Origin of the sequence: Haloplanus salinarum (assembly GCF_024498175.1) — an archaeon.
Taxonomy (GTDB): domain Archaea; phylum Halobacteriota; class Halobacteria; order Halobacteriales; family Haloferacaceae; genus Haloplanus; species Haloplanus salinarum.
This window is the reverse complement of record NZ_CP101823.1, coordinates 1,443,821-1,462,811: the sequence shown is the minus strand read 5'-3', so window position 1 is coordinate 1,462,811 and position 18,991 is coordinate 1,443,821. Positions and strand designations below refer to the sequence as shown.

Genomic DNA, 18,991 nt, shown 5'->3' with positions numbered 1-18,991 from the left:
CACTACCCGAGCGATCCCTCCATCTCGAGTTCGATGAGCCGGTTCATTTCGACCGCGTACTCGATGGGCAGTTCCTCCGTGAGCGGTTCGATGAAGCCAGCGACAATCATCTGCTTGGCGTCGTCGTCGTCCAGCCCACGTGATTCGAGGTAGAAGACGTCCTCGTCGCCGATCTTCCCGACCGTCGCCTCGTGGGCGACGTCGACCTTGTTCTCCTGGATCTCCATGTACGGCATCGTGTCCGATGTCGACTCGTTGTCGAACATCAGGGCGTCACACTCGACGGAGGTGGAGGCGTTCTCGGCGCCGCCGCGCGTCTCGATGTCCGGGCGAATGTAGGGGACGATTTCGTCGATGTCGACTTCCGAGCGGAAGTTGAGATCGATCTTCTCAATGCATATGGCTCGTCTCTCGGTACGTCCACGGATTAGTGAGGCGGGGAAAGAGTTATTTATGAATAACAGAGACAATATGAATAATGAGTAAGTCAGAACACTCGAATACCTCTGAGAAGGAAGTCGTTGCTGTCACCAAGCATGGTCAGGCGACTATTCCGAAGCGGTTCCGCGAGAAGCTCGGGATTGAGGCTCCCGGAAAGGTGCTGTTCCGGGAGACCGAGGGCGGCGAGGTGATCGTCGAACACGTCCGCTCGCCGGGTGAGATGCGCGGCTTTGCCGCCCGCAGCGAAGCGTCCACCGACAGGCCCGCGACCGAGATCCTCCATGAGAAGCGCGAACAGGATCGGGAGGGACGTGACGCGCAGTTCCCTTCGGAGGAGTGATGGTGGTCCCTGACAGCGTCGTCTTCGACGCTGAGCCGCTGATCGCACACGCTGATGATGAACCCGGGAGCGACGTGGTTGAGGAATATCTCGACGCAGTCGCCGTCGAGGACACCGCCGGCTATGCCAACTGCGTGAACCTCGCCGAAATCCGCTATACCATCGCCCGGAAGTACGACCGGACCACCGCTGACGAGTATCTCGACTGGCTCACCGATATCGGAATCGAGACCGTGGAGGTCGCTGACTCCTGGCAGGAGGCCTCAGAGTACATCCTTAGGTACAACCCGGCGCTCGGCGACTCCTTTGCGCTGGCGACCGCTGAAGAGGTTGGGGCGACGCTTCTGGTCGGCGGTGACGACGACTATGACGAAGTCTCGGATGTCCCATTAGAGCGGTTCCGTGACGGCTCTGCATAGATGACTGAAGACGTCGATCCTGAGGCTCCCCGACCCGAGAGGCACTCCAAATCGCTCGGGGCGCGGAGTGGCACTAAGTGACTGACGACTTCGCGGAGACGATATCACTCGGCCCGGCGACGGACGGCGAACCCGACGACGATTGGGTCCTCCCGTCCACGCCTGAAGATCGGATCGGAAGTTAAGACCAAACGTCCCAAGTAAAGTCGCTCAGCCATTAAGAACCGTGAGGAACCAAGCGATTATCTCTGACGTTGTATCTTCAAGCTGTAGCAGTAGTTGAGACTGGCTCTCTCAATGCATATGGACTCCGTATTCAGTTCCCTCGGCGAATTCCATCTTGACTTTCTTGAAGCTGTTCGCGGCTTTGTCCGTCGCCATAAGATATGCGAAGGCGATAACGACACACCCAATCACAGCGGCCCAAACCGCGATTACGGTCCTGCCAGTCTGTGCTGACGTGAGTGCGAACTGTTCGATGTACAGTCCCGCCACGGACAGGCCTGCTGAGCCGAGTCCGAACACGACGAGTTCGAGTAGTTCCGGGAGGACCTCGAGTACTGAGCTCATAATTGATTTTGAATCCGGAATCAGTGGGATTCACTTTTTCCAAACAAAAATCTACATGCCGCTGAGGAAATGACTCACGGATATGCATGGACGATACGGTAATCTCGACTACTCACGGCTCACGAAGCTGATTTTCTTAGTCGGCGTCGGGATGTTCGTGGTAGATGAACTCGGTGAGTTCGGGATTGAAAAAGCCGGGATGTCCGTTCCGGCCTGGGAACACAGCCTGTTGATGACGATGGCGGCGATCGGCGTTCTTGTCGCGCTTCTCTCGCCGTTTGTGTTCGGTATCGTGCTCCCCCTGACCGAGTAGACAGCCCGACGCGATCACCAGCCGTCTCCCGTTCAATATTCCTTCTGATAGCGAGCTACATCTGCTCGTTCGCGGGTCGGGGCTCACTGTCGAAGGCGTTGACGAGTTGCTCCGGGAGCGTTTCCGGCGAGAACACCGATACAAGATCACCCGGCTTGATTTGGGTATCACCATTCGGTGTAATGTGGGTGCCGTCCCGCTCGATCCCCACGACAAGAATCTCATCCGGTAGCAGACCCTCCTGATTGGCAGCTTTGAGTGTCAGCCCGGCGATGTCTGCAGTCTCCGAAACGGTAAACTCCACGACTTCACCACCACCCACGACGGTCTGGAAGTCGGTCACTGCCGAGGGAGCCCGATCCTCTTCGGGAGCGAACTCGTGGTACGGTTGGAACGTTTCATCGAGGACGATGTCCTCGCGTTCGATCGTCACACCTGCTGCCGAGAGCTGCTGGGCGATGCGGTTGATGTCGGTTGTGTCCTCACCGACAGCGGTGATTACGAGGTTTTCCTGCCCGGCGAGGAGTTCCCGGACGTGAATTACCCCCGGGGTCGACAGCGCCTCGTTAGCGAGCGCTGAGCGCTTGCTGACGGGAGCCGTACAGGTGAACTGTGTCGTGACCTTGCCGTTGGAGTTCTCGTAATCGATGTCGGCATGATAGCCCCGAATGATTCCGTGTTCTTCCAATCGATTGATGCGGTTGCGCACCGTCGCCGGGGTGACATCCACCTCTTCGGCGATCATCGGAGCGGACGTGTCTCTCGCGTTCATTCCGAGGTAGTAGAGGATCCGCCGATCAATCTCGTCGGGGCGGTAGGTCATGCCTCTAGTTTCTGGCTATCCGGGCAAAGACGTTGTGCCCTCCACTCGATATTGATGATTTGCGAACTGATTTTGAACACACGCTTCTAAGAACTCTTGAATACTGATTCAATAACATAGTGGGTCACTTTTTTGTTCTTCGAAAGAATATTGAGTGGTGTGACAGCGAATGGTAGCCGCTCCCCGTTCGAACGGCTCAAAGAGCATTACGACCACGAGGAGTTAGTCTGTCGAGAGTGTGGATTCGAAGACGAAGACGGCACGTGGGATGCTGAGGCCGACGGTGCCGACATCGTGTACACTCACACCTGCCCTAGATGTGGTGCGGAACGGGAACACGCATTAGGGCTTTCGGACCGCGAAACTGCACAGGAGCACGTACAAGAACAACGGTGAAATCCTGTCAGTATCTGTTGAGCGAGAGTCCCTCTTCAACGATCAGCTCTCCTCGTGTGACTCTCCCAGATAGGTCCAGTGGGTTTCTTCGGATCCGTCAGGCCGTGCTTCAAGCGTAATTAGATACGTCTCAACGATTCCCTCCTGTTCGATTCGGCAACGATTCCGCCGGCCTCGGCGTCCCGGAGTTCAAACGCTGTAACGTCCTCTCGTTGTTCGAGGTCAGCTCGCACGAGTTCTTCGAGCTCTTGGCTCCGAGCCGACTCATCTTCGCCCGTCATCGAATCCGCCTCCGTTTGATTCGGTCTCGTGCTTCCGTCTCGTCTAAACGACACTGACTGGCACAGTGAAGATGCTCAGTCGTCAGGCGTCCGGATCGTACGCTGTCTGTCACGGACCGCTTCCATCGCTGACCGCGTCGCTGCTGCGTCGTACCATCTATTGGGTGTTTGCGGGACATTTCCTGTGTTGATGTGGTTAGTCGGCCTCCATCGAGGATCCGTCAGCGGATGCCTCTGTACGCTGGCGACCAGTCAGTGAGCGGTAGATAGGGTAGAGGTAATCCTCGATCGGCCCCTGGACGCCGCGAGCGCCGGCATAGACGATGACGGGGACACCGGCCCCATCTGCGAGGTCGATGACACGGTCGGGCGTACTCCCGAATACCCAGCGTCTGAGTCTGCGGGTCCGGGTCGCACCGATAACGAGGATGCCCCCGTTCGAAGCAGCCGTCTCGACCAATCCCTCCGCCACGGTCGGTGCCTGCACGTTGTGGACCTGTACTTCGGGTGTGTCGGAGAGTCCAGCAACGGTCGCGTCTGCGGACTCCGCACGGCCGCCGCCACCGTTGGGATCGACACTAATGACGTGGAGTTCTGCGCCATTCCGCCCGAGCTGCTCAACCATCGGCAGCAACGCCTTGTGGTGGGGGCCACCACCCGCGCCGACGTTGACGACCGAGGTGTCCGTCTCGTCGGTGAACCCGCGAACGAACATCACGCCACAGGGTGTTTTGTATTCGATTGTCTCGGCGACGTCGGTGTGCTCCTCGGGATATCCCATAAGAATCTGATCGACGTCACCCTCTCGGGCAGTCTGCAGGATGTCGAAGGCGATGTTCTGGCAGATGTGCCCCTCGACGGTGTAGTCAGCTTCGAGTTGCTGTTCCGACAGTAGTTCCTGGATTCGAGTGACGCGCCCCTCCGCGGTCTCACGGACTGCCTCCGACGGCGTCTGCTCCGGGATCTGTGTGACGTTCAGCACACGGATGTGGGGATCGTCGTGTTGCAGCTTCCCCAAGGTATCAGCGAGCTTGATGTAACGCGCGGCCCTGTCCGGTCGGGCGACCGCGACGAGCACCTGATATCGGTCTCCCTCGCTCTCCTCGGCATCGCTACCACCACCTGTTCCCTCGGTAGTCGCTGGTTGTGGTTCGACGACCTGTTCGAATAGTTCGTCGACAGCCGGCGCGCCGCCCCACGCCAAGTACGCTACCAGCAACACACCGACGAGGAAGACACCGACCACGACACCCTTCAGTGGAAGGTTGTAGATCAGCGCGAGGTTCGCGAGAATGCCCACCACCGGCACGACAGGCACCCCGGGAACCCGGAAGCCGCGCTTGATGTCCGGGTAACGCCGGCGCGAATAGATGAGTGCGAGGTTGACGACCGAGAGCGGCAACAGGAGGTTCAGCGTCGCGAACCCGGTCAGCGTCGTCAGTCCCAGCTCAGTGAGCGTTAGCGAGCCAACTATGGGAGCGGGAACGGTGACCTGAAACGGGAGGATGCCCCCTTCAACCGGGAATAGCATGATGAATGTGACGATCAGGAGGACGATGGTGCCGGTCGCAGTGGCGACACTCCAGAACGGGGTGTTGTACTGCGGATGAATTCGCGAGAACGGCCGTGGGGCCTGTCCCTGCCGGCCCATCAGCGAGCCGATTCCGCTGGCAGCGAGAATCGACGCGTTCGAAGCGCTGACCATACTGAAGATGGCGCCGGCGACGATGAGCGACCGCCCGATGGGGCCGAGGAAGCCGGCAGCGACACGCCCCATAGCGGTTTCGCCCTCGCGGGCGATGACCTCCGCGGGCACCGGCGAGTTGACCATCGCGACGATCACCAGCGCATACAGCACGGTGACGGTGATGATGGAGGCGGCAATCGCCCGCGGGACGGTGCGCTTCGGTTCGATGATCTCGCCGGCGCTGGCGGCGATTGCGGAGAAGCCAAAGAACGTGATGAACGCTAGCGCGGCGATGGTGACGATGCCGACTAGGTCCGTCGAGAAGTTCGTCGCAAACGTGCCCACCGCCGTCGACGGCCCTCGGAACGACAACGCGCCGCCGATGAACGCAAACAGCACCGCCACCTTCGCACCGGTCACGAGCAGCTGGAAGGTGCCGCTTTCCTCGGTCCCCCGGGCATTCAGTGTGCCCAGCAGGAGGGCAGCGAGTACTCCTGTCGTCCCGTGGGGTAAGACGTGAAGTGGTTCGGGGAGCACGAACCGGAAGAACCACTCGTCCATCGTCGCGAGATAGAACGCCGTCGTGCCAGTGTATCCGAGGAACAGCATCGCGCCGATGGCATAGACGAGTGTGTCGTTCTCGAACGTACGCGAGGAGAACAGGTAGCCACCACCGTTCTCAGAGTAAATCGAGGCAAACTCGGAGTAGCCGGCGGCGGTGATGCCGGCGACGATGGCTGCGATGACGAACGCGATGACTGCACTGGAGCCGATCGCCGCGACAGCAGTCCCGGAGAGGGAGAAAATACCAGCGGCGATCATCGTCCCTAAGCCGATAGCGAAGGCGATCTTGAGGTCCAGCGTTCGGGTGTGCTCAACCATCGGTGTTAAAAGGGGTTAGTAAAACCAGTTGTCCGCATCGGCCAATCGTAGCGAGTTGTGGTCTTGTCTCTATTCCGGCGAACATTCGTACCTCTTCGTCCGCCCCCCAGAAACAAAATAACCTTTGATTCTATTTATGTATGGGGCATCTATGTGGGGGCTAAATTATCGAATCAAAAATAACGAGGTAGTCCAGTAGTCAAGCTCTTTCAGTGGCACCGACCCAGGAGTCTCGGCAAACTGTTTTTCGACGGATCGCTCGATGGTCGTGCACGGAGTGGCCAGTGTACAATTCGACGCCGCTATACGATCGGAGTTCACTCGCTGGGCTGGAATCAGACGTTCGGGTTGTCTCGGAATCGTGGTTCGAACACGTCGCTTACAACTCGGTTGATCAGTTCGTCTACGCACTCCCGTTGGCTTACTTTGATTTCGATGGACACGACAGTTACTCAACTTCCACACGCTGCGAAATGGAGACTCTCTTTCGGCTATTCCTGCTGAAAGAACTCCACGGGTGGACCCACGAAACGGCCCTTGTCGAATACCTCGAAACCTCGCCAAAAGTACATCAGAACCTTGATTTGAAATCGGTTCCCGACCCGTCGACATTTTGGCGGAGTTGGCACAAGCGGTTCACCACTGCCCTCCGTGAGACAGTGGAGACGGCGGCTCGAACGATCCTCATCAAAGCCCAAAATGCGGATGTCGCTGTGCCACGCAAACCAGAACGAAACCTGCAGGATCGAGGCCACGACGCTACTGAATCGGACCTTGACGATCAGGCCCTCCTCGATAAGGCAGGGACGGTTACCAAGCACGTCAGTCGCGTTGTTTTCCCGCGTTCTCGCTCAATCGTGGCGAGGGCTATGAGATTCCCGAGAACGCCTACTGGGGCTTACAGACCTACTTGGGGCTCCGTGAGAACTTGGCCGCCAACGAGGGCGCTCGGAGCTTCATCCACGAGTCGACGCGTGATCGAACACCACTCGGACACGGTCATCGCGACCAGATTCGTGATCTCCCTATCGAGCAGATTCGCGAGATGTACCGACAGGCAGTCCAGCAACTTATCAACGAACTCGCGGAGACAGAGGAGTTCTTCCGGGCGGGTATTGTCACCATCGACATCACCGAGGCCGATCCCTTCACGGGCGACCGCACCGGCCATGAGGACGAGATCATCGGAACGAAAGAGAACACTGACGAGTACGCCTATCAGTGGGCGACAGTCCAGCTGGTCGGGAACGCTGTCCCACTCGTCCTCGATGCCCGCCCGGTACGAAAAGGCGAGAGTCGGAAGGAGATCGTCGAGGACTTGCTCGATTCGGCTGAAGAGCTCGTCCACGTCGATAACGTGCTGATGGACCGGGAGTTCGATAGCCAGCACATCTTGGAGATGATCAGCCAGCGCGGGCTCTCCTACGTTGTTCCGAAGCGGATGCAGACCAGCGAGAAAGCCCAGGCGAAGCGATTGCTCCAGCGGGACCAGGATCGGTACGAGACCGACCGGAAGCTCCACCTCGGCAAGAACGAGTGGCACGAGACGACGCTGATCTACCGTCGGAAAGAAGACTCTGAGCACGACGACCACCGGCAGTACTCGGTGTTTATGACGAATTGCGGGAGCGGGCACCTCACAGAGTACGGGTTTCGGTGGGAGATCGAGAGCGGCTACAGGTCGATTAAGCGGTTCATAGCGGCGACGACGTCGAAGAATTTCGGGCTCCGATTCTTCTACTTCGCATTCGCGTGTCTCTTGTACTCGATTTGGCGAGCGGTCGATTTGCTCGTCCAAGTCGAGTTGACCGGTGAGTACGAACACTCACCCATTGTGACGGCCGACAATACGCTCACGCTGCTGAAGACGGAGACCGGAATCGGATAGAGAGATACTCTGTCCGGGGCAATCCGGATTCCTGAGTGGCAACGCTGTCGGAGATCTTGAAAATTCACTGGTCTAGTTGGTAGTACGACATGAGAAGACTATCGAGAGTAGATCCGAACCAGCTTCGTCTCGAAAATTCGCCCGAAACCACGCATCACAGCCCCGCTAAACCCACTGTAGTCTCAACTTCACTAAAGCCCAATTTTGGTATAGCGATATAAAATTTATAGAGGCCGAATCCGGACCATTGAGACTGCTAATGCCGGAATTCGCCATTTCGTACGAACGGCAATATGGCCGTGATTACACGAATAATCACGACCACTTTGAAGTACCCGCCGCTGTCGGTGAAGCACGAATGCTGCAACCGCATCACGACGCCGATTCCCCGAGGGTAGAGTCGCCAAGACCGGGGTTCGGGATTTCTCTGAGTCTCCTCAGCTGAACTCGGGACGATACCGAGGAAAGAATTCGATATAGGACTAATGGCCTCAATCTATATTAATACGCAGCTCGAACGATGTTGTATGACCGAAGACGGGTCGAACTCCGAGAGCTTGATGGAACGCCAGACCACGGGTGAAGACCGGGTTCGGATGACCGCCCGGCAGCTGTCGGAGCCGCGGACGGCAAACTGGATCGCCTCCGAAGCGGGCTGGTCACACGAACCAACCAAGCGCGTCCTCGAACGGCTCGTCGACGACGGTATTCTCCACCGTGACGAGAACGGCACCCACACGACGTACTACCCCGATTACCGCCGTCAGGCGATGCAGGAGGCGATGCGTCTTCGGGACAGCGGGCACACTGTCGAGGAGCTCACGGACCGTCTCGCCGATATGAAGACGCAGATCCGCGACTGGGAGGACGAATTCGGCGTTGAGTCACCGAACCAGCTTCGCGGGACGCTCGCTGACGAGGCCCTTGACGCTGACGAGGAAGACCGTCGCCGTGAGATTGCCCGTGAGTGGGAGCACCTTCAGCGACGTATCCAGATCGTTGGCTTCGCCATCCGCGAATGGGACTTCCTCGCTCCGACGACAGAACCTGCCGAGGCCAACAGCTAACGGATGTCTGTCCCGCATCCAGGTGGTGATCCGAACGCGAACCTCTATGCGCAGCTAAAGCGGGATGTCCTCGATCGTGTACCACAGATCACGGCGGTCGAGTTCGTTCCGGATGATATCGAGGCCAAGCAGCTGCGAGCGATTTTCGATCCGGGCCGTCTTGCTCCCTCGACAGGCCCTGATTCACCGGAACTCACCATCAAGTGGTGTCGACAGGATCCAGACGATTGGTTCCGTATCAACTACACGGATCCGAACACGGGCTTTCACGCCGGCTGGCACCAGGATGAGCACCATCCCGGTCTCGGACAGGCGCATTTCCAGTACTCAACCGCTAGTACGGAGGACCGCTGGGAGATTACATTCGAGCACGAGACCCCATCCCTGATCCTTTGGGAAGTCATCGAAGAGCTTCTCGAGGACGTCCGTCCGACCTACCAGTACGCGAACGAAGAATCATGACTCCGGGTACACCTCGAAACCGTTCCGATCAGACACTTGCGGGTTCCTTCGAGCGCTACCTCCAGGACAAGGGGAAAGGCCGCGGTGGGGACGGCGGGAACTATCGACGAAACGCTGCGCGTGAGCTTGAGCGGTTCGCCGAGTGGGCCGCCGGCAACCGCGGCGACGACGACTGGACCGGAATCGTCCCCGACGACGTCGACCGTGACCCCACCTTCGAGGACCTCGACGAACGTGTCTTCCGCGAGTACGCCCGCCACCTCGCCGGCGACCGCGGACTCAAGCAGAACACGGTCCGGACCTACTACGCGTACATCTCTGCGTGGTGTGGCTGGTGTGTCAACGAGGGCTATCTCGAAGCCCATTACGCGCAGCGGGCGAGTGCGATGGCGCCGCTGCCGGAGGACGACGGCCGCAAGCCCGGTGACCAGCAGGCTTGGACGTCCGAACAGCGCCACGCCCTCACCCGCTACGTCGACGAACGGGCGCGTGAGGCCATCGAGGGCTACACCACCCTTTCCGACGTGGACCCGCTCGACGAGCAACGAGCCAAGTATACGGCGCTGAAGGCGGCTCGTGACCGGGCTCTGGTGTTCGTCCTCGCGTACACAGCTGTCCGCGTCGGGGAACTACTCCGAGATCCTGACGACCCGCGCCGGCGCGGCGTCCGGTGGGAGAACCTCTCGCTCGAGGACGGAAGCATGGACGTCTATCGGAAGAAACAGCAGTGGGACGCTGCGTCCCTTCCCGATCCTGTTATTGAGCAGCCATCCGTATCGAGGCGAGTCGGAAGGACTCGGTGAAGCTGCCCCCGTGTGCGATATGAATTTGGCGAGAGGGGGTGGACGAACCATCCGAAGAACTCGGGATTCGGGGATGTTCCCCTTCGAAATCCATTCTCCGTTCGACGGGGAACGCCGACTCCCGTTGGTTCGCGACGTTCGACGAGCACCCTCACCCGAAGCCCCCAGCGTCGTCGATACGACGCAGCCCATCGAGGTCCGCCACGAGCGTCGCCACGACGTTCAACACCGGGTACGTCCACGACTGGTCGCGATAGAGATACTCGTACAACCCGTCCGGGGCCGAGCGAAACTGGGCCCGAAGGACTTCCTGACGCTCGCGGCCGACGTCGTCACATCGTCGCCGTAGCTCATCGATCCTCGGGGACGGTGTACTGCCGTCCCGTGGGACGGTGTCGACGACATCGCCGAGCGTCTCTCTGGCAGCGGTCAGCGACTCCATCTCCGTCCGCAGGCGTTCCAAGAACCGCTCACGTTCCGCCCGTGCATCCGTGACCGCATCGTGGAGTTTGGACTTGAAGGCGGGTGAGAAAGGGACACCTCCACGGAGCGCCGTCGCGAGGTCGGCTCCGAGTTCGGTCGCGGCGTTTTCGAACAGGGATTCGTCGTAGACGGCGTCGTAGTGGTCGACACGCATCACCGTCTCGCGGTAGGCCCGTCGCAGGCGCTCGGACGGGTCGACGTCAACGGCGGAACCGACGGACGAGACACCGACGCCTTTCACGGTGGCGCCGGCGTCGTGATCGGGCGCCATCGGCGGCGAGCGGGCTGGACAATCCGCGATCCGATCGGCCAGCGCCGCGAAGGCGTCGCGTTCGGCGGCGACTTCCGACCGCTCGTCGCGGACGACATCCATCGCCGTATCGAGGGGCGCGAGCGTGTGAGTGTGCATCCCTGCGTCGGCGAGATTACAGGACGATGCTCTTGCTGGTGACGAACTCCTCGACGGTGTGACCGAGACCTTCACGGCCGATTCCGGAGTCGCCGACACCGCCGAAGGGGATGTCGCCGAGGCCGTGACTCGGCGCCCCGTTGATGCGGACTGCGCCGGCCTCGACGGCCTCGGCAACCCGCATGGCCCTGTCGTGGTCGTCGGTGAACACCGCGGCGTCGAGTCCGAGGTCGTCCGCGTTCGCGAGGGCAAGCGCCTCGGCCTCCGACTCCACCTCGGCGATGGCGGCGACGGGCCCGAACTGTTCTTCGTGCAGGATGCGGGCGTCCTTCGGGACGTTCGACAGGACGGTCGGATCGAACCACCGACCGTCGCGGTCCCCGCCGGCGACGAGGGTCGCGCCCCGGTCGACCGCGTCGTCGACGAGCTCCGCGACCCACTCGGCTTGCGACTCCGAGATGAGCGGGCCGACGGCGGTGGACTCGTCGAACAGCGGACCGGGTTGCCACTCGTCGAGGCGAGCAACGAGACGGTCGACCAGGTCGTCGTGGACCGCCTCGTGTGCGAGTATCCGTCCGACGGCGGAGCAACGCTGCCCGGCGAACTTGAACGCCCCCTTCGCACAGGCGTCCGCGGTGGCAGCCAGGTCGGCGTCCGGGAAGACGATGGCCGGGGCGTTCCCCCCGAGTTCCATGTGGAGCCTCACGAGGCCGCTCTCGCGCGCGATGTGCTTTCCGGCGTCCGACGACCCCGTCATGGCGATGGCGTCGACCCTGTCGTCGCCCGCGATGTAGTCCCCGATGGTCGACGATCGGCCGGGGACGACGTTGAAGCCACCGTCCGGCACGTCCGTCACCTCGTGGACGAGGCGAGCCAGTATCGCCGAGCAGACCGGCGTCTTCGAGGAGGGCTTGAGGACGACGCTGTTGCCCGCCGCGAGCGCCGGCGCCACCTGGAGCGCCACCGTCGCCAGGGGGTAGTTGTAGGGGGCGATACAGGCGACGGTGCCGACGGGACGTGGCTGAACGACGGCGTTCCACCCCTCGTGGCCGGCCGTCGTCCCCTCCAGATACTCGCCCTGGAGGTCACGTGCCTCGGCGACGGCCCGCCGGAACCGCTCGGCGGCCGCCGCCACCTCGCTCCGGGCGCTAGCAACGGGTTTGCCCGCCTCGTGGACGATAGTCTGCGTCAACGTCTCGGACTCCGCTTCGATCGCTTCCGCGATGGCCTCGAGCCAGCGGGCCCGTTCGACCACGGTGGCGTCGGCCATCGGCTCTTGGGCCCGTTGGGCGGCGGCCAGGGCCCGCTCCGCCTCTCGCTCGGTGGCGGCGGCCACCCGAGCGAACGTCCCACCGTCGGCCAAGTCGTCGACGGTGAGAGACCCTCCCCCGTCGACCCAGTCGCCGTCGATGTAGAGCGCGTGGTCGTAGCTCGTCGTCGTCGCTGTCATGCCACCACCTACCAGACCCAGTGAAATAAAATTTACTCTGATGTGAAAACCAATTTCTCGAGATGCATCGAACGCGGACGGCCGGCGTGTGGGACATAGTCTCTTATGCGAGGGCGTCGAACCGGGCGGGTATGCCATCGGACGAACTCCGGTCGTCGCTGACCAGCCTCGACGACCGCTTCGATTTCGGCGAGTACGAAATCGAGACCTACTTGGCGGTGCTGGAACACGGGAAGCTCTCGGCGGGGGAGATCGCCGACCTGACGGACGTCCCCCAATCCCGCGTCTACGACACCGCCCGGGCACTGGCCGAGGACGGGCTCGTCGAGATTCACGAGACCCGGCCGATGCAGGTCGTTGCCGTCGACCCGACGGAGTCCCTAGCCGGGTTTCGGTCGGCGCTCGACGACCTCATCTCGGCCCTGCAGCGCCAGTACACCGAACCGGCACGGGATACGGAGGCGATCAGCCTGGTCAAGTCCAAATCGACCATCCTCCGGTATCTCTCCGAGATCCTCGAATCCGCGGAGTACGAACTCTTAGCGTCGCTGTCGCCGGAACTCGTCGGGCAGTTCGAGACGACCCTCCGCGAGCAACGCGAGGCCGGTATCGCCACCGAACTCCTCGTCTCCCCCGCGTCGGACGTGCCGGACCCGTCGGAGTTTCCCTACACCGAACTCGCGTCGACGACCCGCGAGCGCCGGGGTGTGACGACGCCCATCGTCGCCGTCGCGGACGGGGAGCGATCGGTGTACACGACCCGCGAAGCCCTAGCCGACGACGGCGACCGGTACGGAATCATCTTCAACCGCTCGGATCTCGGGTTTCTCGTCTCCGCGTTCCTCGAAACGGTCATCTGGACGTCGGGGCGGCCGCTCGCGACGGCGAACACGACCACGGAGTTCCCCCGGCAGTACGGAACGATCCGCCGGTGTGTCGAGGATCTGCAGGCCGCGGACGGCGGCGACTTATACGCGGCCGTCTGGGGACGAGACGTCGTAACCGGTGACGATCGGAGGGTCACCGGGCGCGTGGTGGAGGTGACACTCGAAGGCGGATACGAGCGTGCGGCGTTGACCGTCGACGCCGGGGACGAACTGATCGAAGTCGGCGGCCGTGCGGCAGCCCTCGAGGACGTCGAGGCCGAGGAGATACACGTCGGCCGGACGCCCTTCGACGACTGGTCCGACTGGTGATCGATCGTCCGTCGCGGCGCGCCCCCTCCGGGCGACCGATCGACGAACCTCGGCTGGCGTCCTCGCACGGGGGGGGCGCGTCGACGGAGGCAGACTTTTGCGCTCGCGCTCGTACGGCCGGCATGACCGATCCCGGACTCCTGGTCGCTGGGGAAACGCTCGTCGACTTCCTGCCTCGTGGAGGCGGATCGCTCGCGGACGCCGAAACGCTCGACAGACGGGCCGGCGGCGCCCCGGCCAACGTCGCCGTCGGGTTGGCACGGCTCGGTTACGCGCCCTGGTTCTGGACCCGCGTTGGCACCGACCCGTTCGGCGACTTCCTCGTCGAAACGCTCGAGGACCACGGCGTCCCGCTCCGGTTCGTCGAACGGGATCCGACGGCGAAGACGACGCTCGCGTTCGTCGACGACGGGGCGGGGGAGGCGGCCTTTTCCTTCTACCGGGACGGGACCGCCGACACCCGCCTCGAACCCGACGGCGTCCCCGAGGAGACCGTACGGGCCGTCGACGCCGTCTACGTCGGGAGCGTCACCCTGGGGAGCGAGCCGTCCCGGACCGCGACGGTGGATTTGGTCGAACGGGCGCACGCGGCCGGACGGACTGTCGTCCTCGACCTCAACTTCCGGCCGGAACTGTGGACCGACGGTGCGTTCGAGCGGGTCGTGACCGACCTCCTCGCGGACGTCGACGTGGTGACGGCGGCGCGGGAGGACCTGCGGACGCTCTCGTTCGTCGATACGACGGCCGACCCCGAGACGTTGGCCGCCACGCTTTGCGAGCGGGGACCGTCGACTGCCTTCCTCACCCTCGGCGAAGCGGGGGCGTCCGCGCTGGCACGGTCGGGCGCCCCGTTCGCGGCGGGGACCGCGACCCACGACGGATACGACGTCGACGCCGTGGACACGACCGGGGCGGGCGACGCCTTCACCGCCGGGATGCTCGCGTCGCTGGCCGAGGGGACGCGTGACCTGTCCGCGACGCTGTCCTTCGCCAACGCCGTCGCGGCGGCGTCGACGACGGCGACGGGCGCGATGGCCGCCCTTCCGACGCGGACCGACGTCCGGTCGGTCGGGGGCGACGGGACGTGACCTGTCAGTTGCCGCTCGTCTGTCCGTAGTTCCGGAACCGGCGGGTGAGGGTGTCTATCTCCTCGTCGGGGAGCAGCGTCGGTTCGCCGATGTTCCGTGCCTGGTAGTGGATCCGTGCACAGTACTCCACCATCAGCGACGTCTCGAAGGCCGCCTCGGGGGACTCGCCGACGGCGATTGTCCCGTGGTTTCGCAACAGGCAGGCGTCGTACTCGTCGCCGAGCGTCTCGACCGCGAGGCGGCCGAGTTCCGCGGTTCCCGGACGGTCGTAGCCCGCGACGGGCACCTCGTCGCCCGCGAAGGCGATGAGATAGTGCGACGCCGGGATGGGTTCGTCGAGGCTGGCGAAGGTCGTCGCGTACGGCGAGTGGGTGTGGACGATCCCACCGACGTCGTCGCGCTCGCGGTAGATCATCGTATGCATCGGCGTCTCGCTCGACGCCGCGAGTTCGCCCGTGACCTGTTCGCCCTCCAAGTCGACGATCGGGACCGTCTCGGGGGTGACCTCGCCGTAGGGGACTCCCGAGGGGTTGATCGCCACCCTGTCGCCGTCGCGGGCGCTGACGTTGCCGCCGGTGCCCTTCGTGAGACCCTGTTCGAGCAGCTCGACGCCGAGGGTGGAGACCGCTTCGCGCCCGTCGGCCAACTCGTCGGCATCGGGGGCGGGAGCGACGGGGTCGACGTCGTCCTGGCTGCTCTGGCCGTAGCTCTCGAACATCCCACGGAGGCGACCGATCTCCTCGTCGGGGAGCAGCGTCGGTTCGCCGATGTTCCGCGCCTGGTAGTGGATCCGCGCGCAGTACTCCACCATCAGTGCGCGCTCGAACGCCGCCTCGACGGTGTCGCCGACGGCGATGGTGCCGTGGTTTCGCAACAGGCAGGCGTCGTACTCGTCGCCGAGGGCATCGATGGCCAACTCGGCGAGGTCGGCGGTTCCGTAGGTGGCGTACCCCGAGACGGGGATCTCGTCGCCGACGAAGGCGATGAGGTAATGCGACGGGCGAACGGGCTCGTCGAGGCTGGCGAAGGTCGTCGCGTACGGCGAGTGGGTGTGAACGACGGCACCCACGTCCTCGCGTTCGCGCAGGATCGTCGCGTGCATCCGGCGTTCGCTGGAGGGGACGCGGTCCCCCGAGACGTGGTCGCCCTGTAGGTCGACCGTCGGGACGTCCTCGGGATCGATCTCGTCGTACGGCATCCCGGAGGGGCTGATAGCGATCGTATCCCCCTCGCGGGCGCTGATGTTCCCGCCGGTACCTTTCGTGAGACCCTGTTCGAGCATCCGTCGCCCGAACACACTTATCGCGCGTCGCTTTGCGTCGAGACTGGACTGTTGTGACATCGTTGGCTCCGTCTGTTTTCCGCGCGTCGTCGGTGTAACGTCACGACGCCAGTCGCGGGACGGGCGTGTGACGAGTTCCCGAGAAGGCCGTGACGCCCCCCGTTAATAACTGCTGGGGTTACCGGTCGCCCCGGGCCGGCGAATCGACGATATCCGGGAACGGGCCGGACTTGGCGGCGGCGAGACGGTCGAACTGGTCGTCGGAGAGGGAGATGTCGGCGGCGCCGAGGTTCTCCTCCAGTTGGTCGACGGTTCGGGCGCCGACGATCGGTCCCACGACCTGGTCGTGGTGCAGGAGCCACGCGAGCGCGACCTGTGCGGGAGTGGCGTCGACCTCGGACGCTACCTCCCGGAGGGTGTCGAGGACGGCGAAGTTTTCGTCGGTGAGGTACTTCGATTCGAAGCTGTCGTCCTCGGCCGCCCGGGAGTCGACGTTCGAGACGTCGTCCCGGTCGTACTTGCCGGTCAGGAACCCCTCACCGAGTGGGCTCCACGGCACGACGCCGAAGTCCTCGCTCTCGCACATCTCCAGGAACGGCCCCTCGATCTCCCGATCGACGAGGTTGTACCGGGGCTGGACGACGGTGAACGGTTCGTAGCCTCGTGTGTCCGCGATGGCGTTCGCGCGGACGACCTTCCAGGCGTTGGGCCAGAGCGTCGAGGCGCCGAGGTGGTTGACCCGGCCGGAGTCGACGAAGCCGTCGAGCGTCCGCATGAACTCCTCGACGGGCGTTTCGTCGTCCCAGCGGTGGACGTACAGCAGGTCCACGTAGTCCGTCCCCAGGCGGTCGAGGATCGCGTCGATCTGTCGCCGGAGATGCTTCCGACCCAGTCCCCGTCCGTTCGGATCGTCACGGGTCGGCCAGTATATCTTCGAGGCGACGACGAAGTCCTCCCGGTCGCGTTCGGCGAGCCAGTTGCCGATCCACGTCTCGCTCGTTCCCCCGCCGTACATGTCCGCGGTATCGATGAACCGACCACCGTGAGCCTCGTAGGTATCGAGGAGTTCGTACGCCCGCGTCTCGTCGATCTCGACCGATCCTTCGTCCGTCTCGCGGCCGAACCGCCACGTGCCGAAGGGCAGTTCCGTGACCATCGTCCCCGTCCGTCCGAGGGATACCCAGTCCATGGACGACGCTGTGTGGCGTCGAACGTAAAACTACCCGCTCAGTCGACGAGCGTCGCCATCCGATCGACGGCCTCGGCCCACGCGTCGCGGTCCTCGGGGTCGTACGCCGTGAGGTCGGCCGTCTCGCGGATCAGCCGCCGCCCCTCCGCGAGGTCCGCGATCGCGTCGGTGGCGTTCATCTGTACGAGGAGGTTCCCGATCGACGTCGCCTCGACGGGGCCGGCGACGACCGGAAGGCCGGTCGCTCCCGCCAGCATCCGGAGGAACGGCTCGTTTCTGACCCCGCCGCCGACGACGTTCAGCTGGTCGCTCTCGACGTCGGCGGCCCCTTGGAGCTGCGAGAGGGCGTACGCCGTCTTCGCCGCGAGGCTTTCGAGCAGACACCGGGTTATCTCTCCGACCCCCTCCGGGACGGCCTGTCCGGTCTCCCGGCAGTACTGGCCGATCTTCTCGACGATGTCGCCCTCCAGCGTTCCGGCCATGAACAGGTCGGCGTCCGGATCGATGAGCGGACCGAAGGGGTCGACCTCGGCCATCTCCGAGAGGATGGCGTCGTACTCGTGGGGTCTCCCCTCCTCGCGCCACTTCTCGCGGGCGTATTCGAGGAGGTTGAAACCGGTGACGTCCTTCAGGAACCGGGTCGTCCCCTCGGCACCGTACTCGTTGGAGGCCTCGACGGCGAAGGCCTCGTCGGTCACGCGTGGGGCGTCGAGTTCGATGCCGACGATGAACCACGAACCGGTGCTCAGGAAGGTCCGGTCGCCGGCACCGAACGGCGTCGCCGCGACGGCACACGCCGTGTCGTGGGTGGCCGTCAGGAGGATATCCGGGCGACTGTCGAGGCCGGGCGCGAACGACCCGTCGAGCGTTCCCACCTTCGTGCCGGGTTCCTCGAGGTCCGGCAGGAGGTCGGTCCGGAGGTCGAGCGTCTCGAGGAGGTCCGTCGCCCACGTCTCGGACTCGATGTCGAACATCTGTGTCGTCGAAGCGATCGATTTGTCGGGGTTGACGCTGCCCCCCATCGCGTGGCTGAGTACCTGCGGGAGCATCACCAGCGTATCCGCCGATCGGACGACCTCCGGCGAGGCGTGGGCCTGGTAGTGATACTGCCACAGCGAGTTGGGAACGTTCCAGTGGTTGATCCCCGTCCGCTCGAATATCTCGCGTTTCCCGGCGCGTTCGAGGAGGTCGTCGAGCGTCGACGTGACCGACGGATCGCGGTAGAAGTACGGATCACGCATCGGTTCGCCATCGCGGAAGAACGTGAAATCGAGGCCGGTCGTCTCGACGGCGAGGGTCGAGAGGGAACCGTACTCCCGTTCGGCCGCGAGGAGGCCCGCCTCGATTTCCTCGAGGAGTTGGTCGATGGCCCAGACGTACCGGCCGTCTCGCTCGACGGGGCCGTTGTCGAACCGATACACCTCCCCGACGTCGAGGCTGTCGCCGTCGCGTCGCCCGACCCAGATGGTGCCGCCGTTGGACCCCACGTCGATCGCGACATGGTTTGTCATGCTACGAGATA

At 63.1% G+C, this 18,991-nt stretch carries 18 protein-coding genes and 3 pseudogenes; 11 read left to right on the top strand and 10 right to left on the bottom strand.

Translation table 11 applies throughout. The features are described 5' to 3' along the window. Positions 1-2 precede the first annotated feature (2 nt). Positions 3-323 (bottom strand): annotated as a pseudogene (locus NO364_RS07615) (SufD family Fe-S cluster assembly protein); the annotation flags it as partial. A 155-nt stretch (positions 324-478) separates the two neighbouring features. Here NO364_RS07615 and NO364_RS07610 point away from each other — a divergent pair. From NO364_RS07610 to NO364_RS18440, 3 genes are all read left to right on the top strand, one after another. Further along, positions 479-781 carry an AbrB/MazE/SpoVT family DNA-binding domain-containing protein gene (locus tag NO364_RS07610; protein WP_157688014.1) on the top strand — a complete coding sequence of 101 codons (303 nt, stop codon included), beginning with the start codon at positions 479-481 and terminating at the stop codon, positions 779-781. Continuing rightward, on the top strand, positions 781-1,200 hold the full coding sequence (locus NO364_RS07605; protein WP_157688015.1) for a PIN domain-containing protein: 420 nt from the start codon (positions 781-783) through the stop codon (positions 1,198-1,200). The genes NO364_RS07610 and NO364_RS07605 overlap by 1 nt, the downstream gene beginning before the upstream one ends. Positions 1,201-1,277: 77 nt before the next feature. Next, positions 1,278-1,385 (top strand): DUF8161 domain-containing protein, encoded by a 108-nt coding sequence (locus NO364_RS18440; RefSeq protein WP_474509144.1) that lies wholly within the window; start codon positions 1,278-1,280, stop codon positions 1,383-1,385. A 109-nt stretch (positions 1,386-1,494) separates the two neighbouring features. Here NO364_RS18440 and NO364_RS07600 read toward each other — a convergent pair whose 3' ends face one another. Further along, positions 1,495-1,770, bottom strand: a complete 276-nt coding sequence (locus tag NO364_RS07600) for a DUF8151 family protein (RefSeq protein ID WP_420191839.1) — start codon at positions 1,768-1,770, stop codon at positions 1,495-1,497. 82 nt (positions 1,771-1,852) lie between these two features. On the opposite strand from NO364_RS07600, the gene NO364_RS07595 reads away from it, so the two are divergent. Continuing rightward, positions 1,853-2,083: a DUF7860 family protein gene (locus NO364_RS07595; RefSeq protein ID WP_157688016.1), complete on the top strand. Its 231-nt coding sequence runs from the start codon at positions 1,853-1,855 to the stop codon at positions 2,081-2,083. A 55-nt stretch (positions 2,084-2,138) separates the two neighbouring features. On the opposite strand, the gene NO364_RS07590 is transcribed toward NO364_RS07595, so the two are convergent. Then, positions 2,139-2,906, bottom strand: a complete 768-nt coding sequence (locus NO364_RS07590) for an Lrp/AsnC family transcriptional regulator (RefSeq protein WP_157688017.1) — start codon at positions 2,904-2,906, stop codon at positions 2,139-2,141. Positions 2,907-3,065: 159 nt separating this feature from the next. Between NO364_RS07590 and NO364_RS18130 the strand changes: the two genes are divergently transcribed. After that, complete coding sequence (locus tag NO364_RS18130; RefSeq protein ID WP_305880328.1) at positions 3,066-3,302, top strand: HVO_0649 family zinc finger protein; 237 nt, start codon at positions 3,066-3,068, stop codon at positions 3,300-3,302. Between the two features lie 119 nt (positions 3,303-3,421). On the opposite strand, the gene NO364_RS07585 is transcribed toward NO364_RS18130, so the two are convergent. Next, a complete protein-coding gene (locus tag NO364_RS07585; protein ID WP_157688018.1) occupies positions 3,422-3,583 on the bottom strand; it encodes a hypothetical protein in 162 nt (53 codons plus the stop codon). A 196-nt stretch (positions 3,584-3,779) separates the two neighbouring features. Next, on the bottom strand, positions 3,780-6,152 hold the full coding sequence (locus NO364_RS07580) for an amino acid permease (RefSeq protein WP_257628971.1): 2,373 nt from the start codon (positions 6,150-6,152) through the stop codon (positions 3,780-3,782). 212 nt (positions 6,153-6,364) lie between these two features. Here NO364_RS07580 and NO364_RS07575 point away from each other — a divergent pair. The 4 genes and pseudogenes from NO364_RS07575 to NO364_RS07560 form a co-directional block, all read left to right on the top strand. Next, positions 6,365-8,040, top strand: a pseudogene (locus tag NO364_RS07575) (transposase). 485 nt (positions 8,041-8,525) lie between these two features. Further along, on the top strand, positions 8,526-9,107 hold the full coding sequence (locus NO364_RS07570; RefSeq protein WP_257628970.1) for a DUF7342 family protein: 582 nt from the start codon (positions 8,526-8,528) through the stop codon (positions 9,105-9,107). Between the two features lie 3 nt (positions 9,108-9,110). Beyond that, positions 9,111-9,569: a hypothetical protein gene (locus NO364_RS07565; RefSeq protein ID WP_157688028.1), complete on the top strand. Its 459-nt coding sequence runs from the start codon at positions 9,111-9,113 to the stop codon at positions 9,567-9,569. Then, a pseudogene (locus tag NO364_RS07560) lies at positions 9,566-10,330 on the top strand (phage integrase SAM-like domain-containing protein); the annotation flags it as partial. The gene NO364_RS07565 and the pseudogene NO364_RS07560, both read left to right, overlap by 4 nt. Positions 10,331-10,523: 193 nt before the next feature. On the opposite strand, the gene NO364_RS07555 reads toward NO364_RS07560, so the two are convergent. Further along, positions 10,524-11,264: a DUF7260 family protein gene (locus NO364_RS07555; RefSeq protein ID WP_257628969.1), complete on the bottom strand. Its 741-nt coding sequence runs from the start codon at positions 11,262-11,264 to the stop codon at positions 10,524-10,526. 16 nt (positions 11,265-11,280) lie between these two features. Beyond that, positions 11,281-12,714, bottom strand: coding sequence for an aldehyde dehydrogenase family protein (locus NO364_RS07550; RefSeq protein WP_257628968.1), 1,434 nt, complete (start codon positions 12,712-12,714; stop codon positions 11,281-11,283). Between the two features lie 131 nt (positions 12,715-12,845). Between NO364_RS07550 and trmB the strand changes: the two genes are divergently transcribed. Together trmB and NO364_RS07540 are read left to right on the top strand one after the other, a co-directional pair. After that, the gene (trmB, locus tag NO364_RS07545) at positions 12,846-13,910 is read left to right on the top strand and encodes an HTH-type sugar sensing transcriptional regulator TrmB (protein ID WP_157688031.1); all 1,065 of its coding nucleotides are present in this window, start codon (positions 12,846-12,848) and stop codon (positions 13,908-13,910) included. Positions 13,911-14,032: 122 nt separating this feature from the next. Continuing rightward, positions 14,033-14,998, top strand: a complete 966-nt coding sequence (locus tag NO364_RS07540) for a carbohydrate kinase family protein (RefSeq protein ID WP_257628967.1) — start codon at positions 14,033-14,035, stop codon at positions 14,996-14,998. Between the two features lie 4 nt (positions 14,999-15,002). Here the strand turns inward: NO364_RS07540 and NO364_RS07535 are convergent, their stop codons facing one another. The 3 genes from NO364_RS07535 to NO364_RS07525 all read right to left on the bottom strand — a co-directional run bounded on the left by NO364_RS07535 (position 15,003) and on the right by NO364_RS07525 (position 18,980). Next, the gene (locus NO364_RS07535) at positions 15,003-16,280 is read right to left on the bottom strand and encodes a class II aldolase/adducin family protein (protein ID WP_257628966.1); all 1,278 of its coding nucleotides are present in this window, start codon (positions 16,278-16,280) and stop codon (positions 15,003-15,005) included. Positions 16,281-16,458: 178 nt separating this feature from the next. After that, on the bottom strand, positions 16,459-17,469 hold the full coding sequence (locus tag NO364_RS07530; protein ID WP_257628965.1) for an aldo/keto reductase: 1,011 nt from the start codon (positions 17,467-17,469) through the stop codon (positions 16,459-16,461). Between the two features lie 38 nt (positions 17,470-17,507). After that, positions 17,508-18,980 (bottom strand): rhamnulokinase, encoded by a 1,473-nt coding sequence (locus NO364_RS07525; protein ID WP_157688035.1) that lies wholly within the window; start codon positions 18,978-18,980, stop codon positions 17,508-17,510. Positions 18,981-18,991 lie beyond the last annotated feature (11 nt).